The organism is Glutamicibacter sp. BS14 (genome assembly GCF_056934375.1).
Window position 1 is genome coordinate 899,748 of record NZ_CM167801.1, and the last position, 12,727, is coordinate 912,474.

The 12,727-nt window shown below is 61.9% G+C and carries 13 protein-coding genes and 1 pseudogene; 9 read left to right on the plus strand and 5 right to left on the minus strand.

All coding sequences use genetic code 11. The features are described from left to right. Window positions 1–10: 10 nt before the first annotated feature. The 5 genes from AC1Z36_RS04290 to AC1Z36_RS04310 all read left to right on the plus strand — a co-directional run bounded on the left by AC1Z36_RS04290 (window position 11) and on the right by AC1Z36_RS04310 (window position 4,302). Window positions 11–997 (plus strand): Bug family tripartite tricarboxylate transporter substrate binding protein, encoded by a 987-nt coding sequence (locus AC1Z36_RS04290; protein WP_402471535.1) that lies wholly within the window; start codon window positions 11–13, stop codon window positions 995–997. Next, window positions 994–1,560 carry a tripartite tricarboxylate transporter TctB family protein gene (locus AC1Z36_RS04295; RefSeq protein WP_402471533.1) on the plus strand — a complete coding sequence of 189 codons (567 nt, stop codon included), beginning with the start codon at window positions 994–996 and terminating at the stop codon, window positions 1,558–1,560. The genes AC1Z36_RS04290 and AC1Z36_RS04295 overlap by 4 nt, the downstream gene beginning before the upstream one ends. Next, a complete protein-coding gene (locus AC1Z36_RS04300) occupies window positions 1,561–3,090 on the plus strand; it encodes a tripartite tricarboxylate transporter permease (RefSeq protein ID WP_332499253.1) in 1,530 nt (509 codons plus the stop codon). A gap of 189 nt (window positions 3,091–3,279) precedes the next feature. Beyond that, complete coding sequence (locus AC1Z36_RS04305; protein WP_402741498.1) at window positions 3,280–3,834, plus strand: type 1 glutamine amidotransferase domain-containing protein; 555 nt, start codon at window positions 3,280–3,282, stop codon at window positions 3,832–3,834. Between the two features lie 159 nt (window positions 3,835–3,993). Beyond that, window positions 3,994–4,302, plus strand: coding sequence for a DUF4193 family protein (locus AC1Z36_RS04310; RefSeq protein WP_402741499.1), 309 nt, complete (start codon window positions 3,994–3,996; stop codon window positions 4,300–4,302). 152 nt (window positions 4,303–4,454) lie between these two features. On the opposite strand, the gene AC1Z36_RS04315 is transcribed toward AC1Z36_RS04310, so the two are convergent. Both AC1Z36_RS04315 and AC1Z36_RS04320 read right to left on the minus strand, forming a co-directional pair. Next, a complete protein-coding gene (locus AC1Z36_RS04315) occupies window positions 4,455–4,922 on the minus strand; it encodes a DUF4383 domain-containing protein (protein WP_105658756.1) in 468 nt (155 codons plus the stop codon). A gap of 241 nt (window positions 4,923–5,163) precedes the next feature. Then, window positions 5,164–5,958, minus strand: coding sequence for a YsnF/AvaK domain-containing protein (locus AC1Z36_RS04320; protein WP_483561721.1), 795 nt, complete (start codon window positions 5,956–5,958; stop codon window positions 5,164–5,166). A gap of 420 nt (window positions 5,959–6,378) precedes the next feature. Between AC1Z36_RS04320 and AC1Z36_RS04325 the strand changes: the two genes are divergently transcribed. The 4 genes from AC1Z36_RS04325 (at window position 6,379) to AC1Z36_RS04340 (ending at window position 10,380) form a co-directional block, all read left to right on the plus strand. Further along, window positions 6,379–7,464 carry a carboxylate-amine ligase gene (locus tag AC1Z36_RS04325; protein ID WP_483561723.1) on the plus strand — a complete coding sequence of 362 codons (1,086 nt, stop codon included), beginning with the start codon at window positions 6,379–6,381 and terminating at the stop codon, window positions 7,462–7,464. A gap of 184 nt (window positions 7,465–7,648) precedes the next feature. Beyond that, entirely contained in the window at window positions 7,649–9,013 is a 1,365-nt protein-coding gene (locus AC1Z36_RS04330) for an MFS transporter (RefSeq protein ID WP_483561724.1), read from the plus strand. 70 nt (window positions 9,014–9,083) lie between these two features. Then, entirely contained in the window at window positions 9,084–9,554 is a 471-nt protein-coding gene (locus AC1Z36_RS04335) for a GNAT family N-acetyltransferase (RefSeq protein ID WP_483561725.1), read from the plus strand. A gap of 379 nt (window positions 9,555–9,933) precedes the next feature. Next, window positions 9,934–10,380 carry an SRPBCC family protein gene (locus AC1Z36_RS04340; RefSeq protein WP_402741503.1) on the plus strand — a complete coding sequence of 149 codons (447 nt, stop codon included), beginning with the start codon at window positions 9,934–9,936 and terminating at the stop codon, window positions 10,378–10,380. 163 nt (window positions 10,381–10,543) lie between these two features. On the opposite strand, the gene AC1Z36_RS04345 is transcribed toward AC1Z36_RS04340, so the two are convergent. The 3 genes and pseudogenes from AC1Z36_RS04345 to AC1Z36_RS04355 form a co-directional block, all read right to left on the minus strand. Then, complete coding sequence (locus AC1Z36_RS04345) at window positions 10,544–10,822, minus strand: hypothetical protein (protein ID WP_105662125.1); 279 nt, start codon at window positions 10,820–10,822, stop codon at window positions 10,544–10,546. Window positions 10,823–10,890: 68 nt separating this feature from the next. Continuing rightward, a pseudogene (locus AC1Z36_RS04350) lies at window positions 10,891–11,738 on the minus strand (ISL3 family transposase); the annotation flags it as partial. Window positions 11,739–11,780: 42 nt separating this feature from the next. Then, the gene (locus tag AC1Z36_RS04355; RefSeq protein ID WP_287041613.1) at window positions 11,781–12,578 is read right to left on the minus strand and encodes an IclR family transcriptional regulator; all 798 of its coding nucleotides are present in this window, start codon (window positions 12,576–12,578) and stop codon (window positions 11,781–11,783) included. Window positions 12,579–12,727 lie beyond the last annotated feature (149 nt).

The window sequence follows — 12,727 nt, forward strand, 5'->3', positions numbered from 1 at the left end:
GTTACGGAAAATGGTGAGCAAACGCATCTTGAGCCGGTCCCTGTACGGCGTTGTCGTCGTGGCGGTAGCGGGACTCGCATTCACCAACGCGGCAGCGTCGGGCGGAGAGTCCTCGGCGCGGAACAAGTTGGTCATCATGGCACCTGCCTCGCCCGGCGGCGGCTGGGACGGCTTCGCCCGTGAAGCCCAGCAGGCACTGAAGTCCATCGGCGCAGTGAACAACGTGCAGGTCACGAACATCCCCGGAGCTGGCGGCACCATCGGCTTGAGCCAATTCGTGCAGATGACCGGGCGCCACGACATGCTCATGGCCACCGGAGGGGTGATGATCGGCGCAATCGAGCTGGCCAACTCCGAAGCCACCATGAAGGACGTGGAGCTGGTCGCGCGCATGTCTGATGACTACGCGGTGCTGGTAGTGCCGGCCAAGTCCGAGATCAAGACCCTGGACGAGTTCATCGCGGTCTGGAAGAAGGACCCGGGGAAAACCTCGATTGCCGGCGGTTCGCTGGGTTCGATTGACCACCTGCTCACCGGTGCGGTGGCCCAGGAAGTGGGCATCGACCCGTCCAAGGCCAACTACATCGCCTACTCCGGCGGCGGCGAGGCACTGACCTCGATGCTGGCAGGCACCACCGTTGGCGGCATGTCCGGCTATAACGAAGTAGCTGACCAGATCGAGGCCGGAAACCTGCGGGCGCTGGCCATCTCCTCGGAAGAACGGCTGCCGGGGGTCGACGTCCCGACCTTCAAGGAACAGGGAGTTGACGCGGTCATGGCCAACTGGCGCGGCTTCGTCGGTGCCCCGGGCATCACCGAAGAGGACAAGCAGGTCTTCGTGGACATGGTCCACGAAATCCATGAATCCGAGCAGTGGAAAGATGCGCTGGAGCGCAATAACTGGACCGACAGCTTCATGATCGGCAAGGAATTCGAAGACTACGTAGACAGCGAAATCGAAGTCACGGAACAAATCGTCAAGGGACTGGGACTATGAGCATTCAAGCACCCCAAGCAACAGAAGGCACCGGCAACGGCACCGGCACCCGCCGTAACGACGCCCCTGCCCAGAACTTCTTCAGCGGGCGCAGCGAACTGGTCGTCCCGGCTCTGGTACTGGCCCTGGCGGTCTTCCTGACTTGGCAGACCGCCACCATGGAGGTACTGGGCAAGTCGGTCCCCGGCCCGCAGTTCTTCCCGACCATTGTGTGCGTGCTGCTCTACGGTGTGGTCATCGCCCACACCATCCAGATTTTCCGCTCCCCGCGTGGCGGCGCAGCCGCGCCGGCCGCGGAAGAAAAGCAGTACAAGACCCAGTCGGACTGGAAGACCATGGGCATGGTGGTTGCCGGCGTCATCGGCTTCATCCTGATCCTGCCCTACGCCGGCTGGATCCTCAGCGCGGCAGCCCTGTTCTGGGTCGTTGCCCGCGCACTGGGCAGCAAGAAGGCGCTATTCGACGTGAGCATTGCACTGCTCTTCTCCTGCGTGATCCAGTTGGCTTTCAACGCCGGACTGGGATTGAACCTGCCTGCGGGATTCCTGGAAGGACTGCTCTAGATGGAACAGCTCAATCTGCTGCTTGAGGGATTCTCAAACGCACTGACCCCAATGAACTTGCTGTGGGTGCTGCTTGGTGCCCTGCTGGGCACCGCCGTAGGCGTGCTGCCCGGCCTGGGCTCGGCGATGGCCGTGGCGCTGCTGCTGCCTATTACCTTCTCGCTGGATCCCACCGCCGCGTTCATCATGTTCGCCGGCGTCTACTACGGCGGGCTGTTCGGCGACTCCACCTCCGGCATCCTGCTCAATACGCCAGGCAATTCCTCGGCGATCGCCTCGACCTTCGAAGGCCACCGGATGGCCCGCAGCGGCCTGGCCGCCAAGGCCCTGGCAACTGCGGCCATGGGCGCCTTCATAGGCGGCCTGCTGGCCACCACCGTCGTGGTGTTCTTCGCCCCGACCCTGGTCAAGCTGGCCACCGCTTTCGGTCCGGCTGAATACTTCGCGCTGGCGGTCTTCGCCTTCCTTGCAATCTCCTCGGTAGTCTCCGATTCGATCGTCAAGGGCCTGGTGGCCCTGGGCATCGGTTTGGTCTTGGCCATGGTCGGGGTGGATGGGCCTTCGGGAACCATCCGCTACACCCTGGGCCTGCCGCAGCTCTTCGACGGCATTTCCATTGTGGTGATCACCGTGGGCCTGCTGGCCCTGGGCGAAGTACTGCACATTGCCTCGCGCATCCACCGCGACCCGGAAGCCGTGAAGATCAAGCCAAGCGGCCGTCCGCGCCTGCACCGCCACGACATCAAGAAGGCCCTGCCTGCATGGCTGCGCGGTACCGCTTTCGGCCTGCCTTTCGGCATCATCCCTGCTGGCGGTTCCGAGGTGCCGACCTTCCTGGCCTACGGCACCGAAAAGCGCCTGGCCAAGCGCCGCGGCGATATCGAATTCGGCCAGATCGGTTCCATCCGAGGCGTGGCTGCTCCGGAAGCCGCTGGCAATGCCACCGCGGGCACCGCCATGGGCGCCTTGCTGGCCCTGGGCCTGCCCACCAGCGCTACCGCGGCCATCATGATCGCCGCCTTCCAGCAGTACGGCATGCAGCCAGGCCCGCTGCTGTTCGAACGCAGCGGCCCCATGGTGTGGACCCTGTTGGCCTCGCTGTTCATCGGACTGGTGATCCTGCTGGTCATGAACATGCAGTTCGCGGTGCTGTGGGCCAAGCTGCTGCTGGTTCCGCGCCACTACCTGTACGCAGGCATTACCGTGCTCTCGGTCCTCGGCGTCTACGCCATCAGCGCCGCGCTGCTGGATCTGTGGATCCTGCTGGGTGTAGGACTGGTTGGATTCGTGATGCGCCGCTACGAGATCCCCTTGGCTCCGGTTCTGATTGCAGTGATCCTCGGCCCGCTGGCCGAAACCGAGCTGCGCCGTGCACTGACCGTCTCGGAAGGCGATGCGAGCATCCTGGTTTCCAGCGGAATCACGATCACCCTGTACTCGATCCTCGCATTGACGCTGGCTTTCACCGCCTACAAGCACGTGCGTGCTAGCAAGAAGGCCAAGGAAGATGCCGAGCTGATCAACGCCTGATCATCTTCTTCCCAGCACAGCAGGCCTTGCCGCTTCTACCGCGGCAAGGCCTGCTGTGCGCGTTCAAGGCGCATGGCAGCACTGCGAAGGCCCGATCCGAAGCCGGCAGCTGGATGCTTCCTGACTGCTGCTTGCCTGCGGTAGCTGCCCAGAGCACAGTGGGCTGTGGACGATGAAAGGAGCATGAATATGCCAGACCTAGCAGGCAAGAAAGTTCTTGCGGCAGTTTCCAACCGCGGAGTCGAGCAGGATGAGCTGAAGAAGCCAGTGGAGCACTTGCGCCAAGCCGGTGCGGAAGTGGTGATCGCGGCCCCGGAGGCCGGCCAGGTCAAGTCGCTGGTCGGCGATTGGGATCTGGGGGAGGTCTTCCAAGCCGGTGAAGCGCTGGCGGCAGTGAACGAACAGGATTTCGACCTGCTGCTGATCCCCGGCGGGACGCTGAATGCCGACAATCTCCGCTTGGATGCCGATGCCCAGCGCATTGCCAAGTCCTTTGCCGGTTCGGGCCGGCCGATCGCTTCCATCTGCCATGGGCCATGGCTGCTGGTGGAAACCGGATTGGCCAAGGGCAAGACCTTGACCTCGTACACCTCGATCAAGACCGATGTCGTCAATGCCGGCGGCACCTGGAAGGACGAACAGGTTTTCCGCTGCCCGGCAAACGGCTTCGTGCTGATTACCTCGCGCAATCCAGGCGACCTTGATGCGTTCAACAGCGCCATTGCCGCGGAGCTCAGCTCCTAGCAATTGGCCGCCAGCCGGCCAAGCCGCCGTCGAAGCCAGCCTTCCGGACGGCGGCTTCGCTGCGCTGGACCGGAGCCCGTCATCCAGGGCTTTGGCGATCGAAGGGCACGCCACCACGCTGTGGTTGTCGCGTATTCTCCCACCTGTGGACGCAGGAACATGGCTGCAGATTATGACGAGGTTCGTCCGGATTTCGCCGCGGCGTCCGAGAAGACGCTCAAGGACGTGCAACAAGCCGATGCCCCCGACGCGAAGAGCGTTGTGGCCGAGCTTGAAGAAACCGACCTTTCCGATGGCGTGGAGCTCCCTGGCGCCATCGTAGAGGAAGACCTGAGCGTTGAAGTCCTCCCGCAAGCAGCGGATGAGTTCCTCTGCGCCAGTTGCTTCACTATCCGCCACCGCAGCCAAGCCGTGCAGAAGACTGGCCTAGGCGTCATCTGCCGCGACTGCGCCAGCGAACTCGCCTAGATTCCTGGGATTCCCAGAATCCCGGCGTTCGGCCATCCAGGCGTTCCAAGGAATTGGGTATGGCGATGACGCTGAGGACTTTGCCATGGCTGCGTGGACAGAGCGGGCACCCCGGCATGCCGGGGTGCCCGCTTCAGCAATTGAGCATCTGGTCAAGCTGCGTGCGGGTCCCGATGCTGTCCGGTCGCCTTGCGGGAGAGGAGCAATCCCAAGATGATCATGAGCGCACCGAGCCCCAGATGCAGCCAGTTATCGGCATCGTTCAGCGGGATGAAGTTGGCGGCGCTGTCGAAATCAATGACTAGCCCGTAGACCCACAGGGCCAGGTAGATGATTCCGCCGCCAATGAGGTAGCTGCGGGCAGCAGGCACGGTTCGCGCCATCAGGTAGCCGGCAACACCGAAGAGCAGATGCACGGCATTGTGCAGGTACGAGACCTGGAAGATGCCCAGCAGCTTGGCTTCAGAGTGGTGGCCGGCACCAGAGAGCGATTCGTAGTTGGTGGTGATTCCCGGAATGAATCCGAGGACACCGACCAGAAAGAACACGATGCCGACCGCCAGGGCGGCCTTCTGCACCAGCGGACGTGTTGCTATGACAGGATCTTTTGGATGTTCCATGATCTTGCTCCTTCATTCTGGCTGTTGCGATCGGAAGGAAACGTTGGCCCGGTATGCCGGCCGCCGTCATGCTAGCCACGCTAGGGGATTGCCGGCTGGATGGCACGGGAATCTTCCAGTACCTAGGGAACGTCCAGCAACGGAGGTGCGTGGATCGGGGCGGAACCCGGCACCCGCCGGATTCCACCCCGATCACCGCTGCGTGCAGGTTCAGCTCCTGCGCTAAGCCAGCGCGCCGGCGCTAGCGGGTTTGCCGGCCGCCTTCCCAGCCCTCGGCCTGAACCTGTTCGTTGCGCAACTGCGCTTCGAGGCGTTCTTCCTCGATGACTGTTTCCTTTTCCAGGCTGACCCGCTCAACTGGCTCAACAGTCTTCTCTACGACGGGGCGCTCCTCGTGCAAGGTCACCTCCTGCTCGTCTTCAGCCAGTTCTCCGCTGGTGCCAGCGGCTTCGGCATCCGTGATGGGCTCGCGCTCAAGCCTCACTTCCTCATGGCTCACCGGCACCGTGGTAGCCACATCCTCGGTGACCACGTGCTTGCGCAGGCGTACCTTGCCGGTATCCACGCTTTCGGTTCCCACATGCAGCCGCTCCTCGGAACGGATGGCAGAGGCCTGGGAAGTGCCGGCCCCCGGATCACGCACGTCTTCCCGCGCATACTCGGCGCGGGTATCGGTCTCCGGGACGCCGGGCTGCACGGCGGCCTGGTCAGCTTCCTGGTAGGACAGGCTGTAGTAGTGGTAGAGCTCCTGCTCCTGCTCTGGGGTGAGCTGGCCCTCCGGATCGATGTTCGGGGCGTCCTTGACGGTCTGCTTGTTATAGGGCACCGAGAGCGTATCGCCGGCGACGGTTGCCTGGCTGAGCGGAACGAAGCTCTCGGAGAGGCCGAAGAGGCCCGTGCGGACGGTCGCCCATTCCGGCTGCCCGCTGCGGTCGTCAAGGAAAATCTGGCCGAATTTGCCGATCTTCTGGCCGTCGGGGCCAATGACGGTGCCGCCAATTGCGCTGAGTTCCTGAAGTTGTTCTGTGCTGATCATGGGTCTGTCCTCCTGCTGCGTTCGACTTCGGATCAATCCAGTAATTCCAGTCCGGCTGGCCAGTGGCCGGCCGGCTGAAGCTGCGCCTCCAAGTGGGCGTGACGGCCCGCAGCTTGGCTTCTTGCAGTGCATTGACAAGCCGCGGTGATTAGAGCGTGGCACACTTTGCAAGCCCTTGCACTCGGGCTTGTGCTTGCATGGCCGCAAGCTCAGTAGCAGCTGTGAAAAGCAGTCAGCAAGTGCCCGGGGGAGCTATCGGGCGTAGGGCGAGGCGGGTGAACGGGCGCCTGAGAACAGCCGCGTCCGCACCTGCGGCGAAGCTGGAAAATCGCTGGGTTTCCTGCCGGGAACGGCCGTCGGGGCCAGCTGCCGTCTAATGTTCAGTTCGTATTGCTGTACAGGGAAGGCGAACCAGCATCCATGACCAGGACCTTTGGGATCGAAGAGGAATTCTTCCTCGTGGATCCGGATACTGCCGCCCCGGTGCCGATGGCCGATGAGCTCAGCGCCCAGCTGCTTGGCCTCGATCTGCAGGGCACCACGGTCCACCGCGAACTTCTGGCCAGCCAGCTGGAAATCGTCACCGGGATCTGCACCTCTGCGCAAGAAGCCGTGGAAGCGCTGGTGCGGCGGCGCGCCGCCATTGAGCGGATCTGCCGCGAGCACCAGGTGCTTCCCTTTGCTTCGGGAACGGCGCTGGGACTTCCGAGCTCTACGGAGTTCACCAAGGGCCAGCGCTACGCAACCATCCACGAGTTCGTCCCGGGGATCGCCCGCGAGCATTTCATCAACGGACTGCACATCCATGTGCATGTCCCGGATGCCGCCGCCGGAGTCCGGGCGCTGAATGCCTTGCGCGGCTGGTTGCCGCTGATTGCGGGAATGGGCGCGAACTCTCCCATCTGGAACGGGGAGCCGACCGGCTTCGCGTCGTGGCGGACGGTGCACTACCGCAGATGGTCTGCGGCAGGCATCCCGCCGGCGTTTGCGACGGCGCAGGAATACCAGCAGCGCATTGAGGACATGATCACCTCCGGGGCGTTGCTTGATCCGGGACATATCGGCTGGTTTGCCCGCTTATCGGTGAACCATCCGACCATTGAAGTGCGGGCGGCGGACACGCAGATGGCAGCCGGCGAATCCGTGGCCCTGGCTTTGCTCATCCGGGCCATCGTGGATACCGCTTCGGAAACGGACAGCCCTGCCACCACGGCAGCGTCCGAAGTTCTCGACCTGGGCCTGTGGCAAGCGGCGAAGTCGGGAGTGGAAGGCACCTATTTCGATAGCGAAGCCAGGACTCCCGTGCCTGCCAAGGCCATGATCCAGCGGGTGCTCGATTACGCGGGCCGCCAATTGCAGCGCAATGGCGATGAACAGTTCGTGGCCGATTACCTGGACTCGCTCGCGAATTTCGGCAATGGTGCCACGCGCCAACTCGAGAGCTGGAACCAGGGCGGAGCGAAGCAGGTCATGGCTGATGCGACCAAGCTGTTCGCGCAAGCCTGACAGGTTTTTGCAGGAGCAACGCGAACAACCAGGGGAGCGGCGCGCATGGAGAAATACCGCTTGTAGCGGGTTCGGCAGAGGCCTACTATCAAGGCAGGGAGTCGATCCTGCATGAACGGCCAGCACTGGGGTGCTGGGGCGGAGGAAAGTGATTCCTGCATACTCGCAACAACGAGGGGGAATCATGAGCACTCCAGCTGCAGTACCCGGGCGCATGACCAAGGAGCAGAAACGCGTCGCGGGAGCGACCATGGTGGGCACCACCGTGGAGTGGTACGACTACTTCATCTACGCCAATGCGGCGGCCCTGGTCCTGGCCCCGCAATTCTTCACTCCCGCCGAAGCGTCGCTGGGATCCATCATCGCTTTCGCCACCGTCGGCATCAGCTTCCTCTTCCGGCCGTTGGGCGCGATCGTGATGGGCCGGGTGGGCGACAAGTACGGCCGCCGAGCGGTGCTGATCATTACCCTGGTCCTGATGGGCGTCGGCACCACATTGGTGGGCTTGCTGCCCACCTATGCGAGCATCGGCATCTGGGCTCCGATTCTCCTGATCTTCCTGCGCATCGTCCAGGGCTTCTCCGCCGGCGGCGAGTGGGGCGGTGCGGCATTGATGGCAGTGGAGCACGCGCCGGATCATGCCCGCGGCAAATTCGGCGCCTTCCCGCAGCTCGGCGTCCCGGCCGGCATGCTGCTGGCTTCCGCGGTCAGCGCCATTATCGCCGCCGTTCTCTCTCCGGAGCAGTTCATGGCCTGGGGCTGGCGCATCCCGTTCCTGCTCAGCTTCGTGCTGATCCTCATCGGCTACTACATCCGCCAGCGCGTGGAGGAGTCCCCGGTCTTCGAGGAAATGGCCCGGACCAAGCAGACCGAGTCGGCCCCGCTGTCCACGCTGTTCAGCAAGCACCCCAAGAAGGTCATCCAGGCGACGCTGGTATTCATGGGCAACAACACTGCCGGGTACATGCTCACCGGCGGCTTCATCCTGGGCTATGCAACGAACAAGCTGGAACTGCAGGCTGGCGACATCCTGAACATCATCACCATCGGCTCGCTGGCCTGGCTGATCTCCACCTGGATCGGCGGAGTGGTCTCGGACCGCATTGGGCGCAAGAGGATGTTCATCATCGGCTGGGTGCTGCTGCTGGCCTGGCTCTTCCCGTTGTTCCTGCTCATCGAAACCCGGAACCTGGCCTGGGTCACTGTGTCCCTGGTGGTCTTCGGCGCTTTCATGGGCTTCTCCTACGGTCCGTTGCCAGCGTTGTATGCCGAGCTGTTCCCGGCCCGCATCCGTCTGAGCGGTTCCTCGATCAGCTACGCCCTGGGCTCGGTGATTGGTGGCGCGTTCGCCCCGACCATTGCCGCGGCGCTGGTGGGCCAGTTCAATACCACCGTGGCGGTCTCCACCTACCTGTTCATCTGGGTGGGCGCTTCGCTGATCGCCACCCTGACCTTGAAGGATCGCACCGGAGCTGATCTATATCCGCAGGAGGGCATCACCGGAGAATCGGGAGGCCACACAGAAGAAGCCGGGCCCGAGCATTTGTGAGCCGTGGTGGCCAAAGGGCAACTAGCTGCCCGTAACATCTCCGATACAAACTGCTGATATCTTGTCGCTCATGACGTTGTCCATTGAACCCGCAGACTTCGAGGATCCCTCCCTGAGAGCCTTCCTCGAAGCCCACCTTGCTGACATGGCGCCGCAGTCGCCGCTGGAGTCCCAGCATGCATTGGACTTGGTTGCGCTACGCCAGCCAACCGTCCGGCTCTGGACAGCGGAGAAGGACCAGCGCATCGTGGGCACCTGTGCGTTGGCGGTATTGGAGCCGGGCCACGAGGAGCTCAAGAGCATGCGGACGGACCCGGACTTCCGCGGGCAAGGCGTCGCTTCCCGGTTGCTGCTCCATGCTCTGGAGGATGCCGCGCAGCGCAAGCTATCGCGCATATCCCTTGAAACGGGAGCGATGGAGTTCTTCGCACCTGCACGCTCGCTGTACCGAAAGCACGGCTTCCAGCAATGCCAGCCCTTCGGTTCCTATCTGGAGGACCCTAACAGCATCTACATGACCCGGATCCTCGAACTGGACTAACTCTTGGGCATGGCGATGCCAGGAATTCTTGCGCCCATCGCGGCAAAGGCCATGAAGGACACCAAATTCGGTCGTTTTCGGGCAGGGCTGGAGTGCCGAGGAGGTCTGGATGCAGCAAGCTTGCTTGCCGACCCGCCAAGAGCCCGCCACTGGCCGATAGCTCTTGGCCATGGCGGGCTGATTGGCTGATTGATAATTCGCACCGGAGCGGAGTTGTATCCGCATGACCGGGCAGGCATCGGCGAGTCGGGCGAGGAAGCAGAGCCGAAGCACCTGTGACTTTTCTGGTGGTACAAGTCAAACCCGAGTGGCACAACTGAATCGTTGAGGAGAGGCCCGGCTGCCGGGCTCAGGACCAGATGCGGAATAGGATGGGCTGATGAATCCATCCCCGTATCTGCAAACCCGCCGCCGCCTCGTTGCCGCCGCGCCTTCAGAGATCTTCGAACTGCTCAGGGATCCGGCCATGCACCCGGTCATCGACGGCTCAGGAACGGTGCGGGCCTCGAATGCGCAGGGCAGCAAGCTCAGCCTGGGCAGCGAGTTCGGCATGCAGATGCGTCTGGGTGTCCCGTACCGGATCAGCAATACCGTGGTGGAATTCGAGCAGGACCGGCAGATCGCTTGGCGGCACTTCAGCGGGCATCGGTGGCGCTACGAGCTGGAAGCTATAGGGTCCGGGACCATGGTCAGCGAAACCTGGGATGCGAGCCGGTTACGGCACAAGTGGGTGTTACGGATCCTAGGATTCACTCGGAGTACCGGGCCCAATATGGAACGCACCCTGGAACGGCTGGCCGCGCAGTTCCCCGAGGCCTCCGAGTAAGAGTCCCTTTGCCTTGAGTGGCGCGTCGATGACGAGGCAAAACAGCGTGCTCAGCCGCAGCGACGCGTTTTTGCGCAAGTTCACCGTGCTTATCGGCGGTCCGCTGGGGTAATACAGCAATCCGGGGCGGAACAACCCGTGCTTCTGCACCATCGAGCGAGTGCTAGTGCTCCTCAACGTGGTGGTCGCACTGGTGGCCGTCGCTTTCAAGAACGCCTACACCTGAACCTTGCTGTTCGGACTGGACCGCGCTCTTCGACGCTTGCAGGTTCGCCGAGAACGCGTCCGCCACCACGGGAACCGAATTCGACTGGGCGCTGGCATTCTTCGATCTGAACTTCTTGTAGGTGGCGGTCCGGATCGCTGGGTGCAGGCTCTGAGATGCGGCGATGGTGGTGCTAACCCCCGGGATCAACCTGGCGGCGACGAATAACTGGTACATGAGCGCGGTGGCGTTCCTGGCCGGGGTGCTTGTCGGCCGGGCGCCACAAGAAAGGTCTTCACGGGCTCTTAAAAGTTAAGCGTGGTGCAGAGTGCTCGGCAGGGCCGCAACCCTGCCGTGTATAACAATATCCGAAGCCGATAATGCCCATGATTCCTATAACCCCGACCAATCCGTTTCAGGTTCTTCGCTGTCAGATTCGCTTCCTCTTTCCTGGCGTTCGTCAGCCTCGTTCGGCTGAACACCAAAAACTCACTCCTCCACGCAGCGAATGTGCGGTACATCGACTTCACCTCAACCATTTTGTTGTTATCAGGGATTTCTGCTGCACCGCCCATCTGGATTGGAATTCATGGGTATCCGCGGCTTTCAACAGTTGCCGCACGCGCTCCTTGTTCGCATGAATCACCCCGAATTCCGCGTCAGTTCCATGATCACCTTCAATCGTTCAACCTGCTCGATCGACAGGTTCTCCTAGTTGCAGCTCAGCAGCTGCCGGTACTTGTAAGGCCGGATCAGCCGCCCGGCCGCGACGCTCGTGCACTTCGTGGGAGCTGCGCCGGCGGACCTGCATGATCATCAGAGTCGCCCGCTGAATCACGTGGAAATGATCCACGCTGACCCTAGCCTTCGGCAGATTATCTCGCACCGCCTTGCAGAATTCCGATGACTTGTAGATTGCGACGTACTGCACACTTTGATACCAATACCGTGGCCGGGATTTCTACCATCGTTTCACTGCGGTGCCACGGCGACCGTCCACGGTATCCAAGTTCTTTCCGTTATCCAGATCAGTAACCACGATCGACCAGGGCTCAATCCGCACGACTTTCCTAGTCCTGTCCCAAGCGTGGCGGACTTCGCGGAATCGGTGCTTGTCGATGTCGAATAGGCGGAGGGACATCCGGTCCACATCTAGGTATGGGACTGCCGTTTCGCGCTCAAAATGCGAAGCGTCCTAGAAGGTCTTGCCCGAGTAGCCCAACTTGCGCGAAATTTGCGTGGCGGTAGATCCCATCACGGACTTGAGCGCTTTCATCCGCTCGTCAGGCATGTAGGGATTAGTGGCAGACATGCTGATGGCGGCGATGATCTGGCCGCTGCCGTCGCGGATCGGTGCGGCGACGCATCGGATGCCAGGCTCATTGTCTTCCAGGTCCAAGGCGATGCCTTCTTTTGCGTAGGCTTTCATCCTGGATAGGAACGCCTCCTTGGTTTGATGCGAGGCCTGTTCTACAGGCGACTCGGAATCAAAGGTGGATTCCCAGCGCAGGGGAGTATCAAGCAGGAGCGCTTTGCCGATGCCGGTGCGGCTCAGAGGCATGCGCTGTCCGACTCGTGAGCGCATTTGCGCGCCGCGAGTTCCGGGGACTTTGTCGACATAAAGCACCTGTGCTTCGTCTTCCACCGCCAGATGCACCGTGTCCTGGTACTTGCGGGCGAGCTCTTCCAAAATGGGTTTCGCAATAACAGGGACCGGGCTTTGATAGAGGGCGTGGAAACCCAGCTCGATCAGTGCCGGGCCCAGGCTGAAGTCGGTGCCATGGGTGCTGCGCAGGAATCCGCGCTGCACCAAGAGCTTCACCATGCGTTGCGCAGCGCTCTTTCCGATATTGGCTGCGGCTGCCACTTCATTCAGATTCGTCGCACCGCGGCCAACAGCGCGCAGAATTTCCAGTCCTCGAGCAAGTGTGAGCGTGCCCGGAGGAGGAGCGTCAATTGAATCGTCAGTGGTGGGTTCGGGATTCATGGTCATGACGTGTTCCTTGGTATGAAATGATCAAAGTATTTCATCCCACTATATACAACGCCTTTTGAACTATTGGGATACCTCGGACACTATTCAGATGTGAAGGGGAGCACAGCTGAACGATCTTGTGCAGTCCATGAAATGAAAACAGGAGT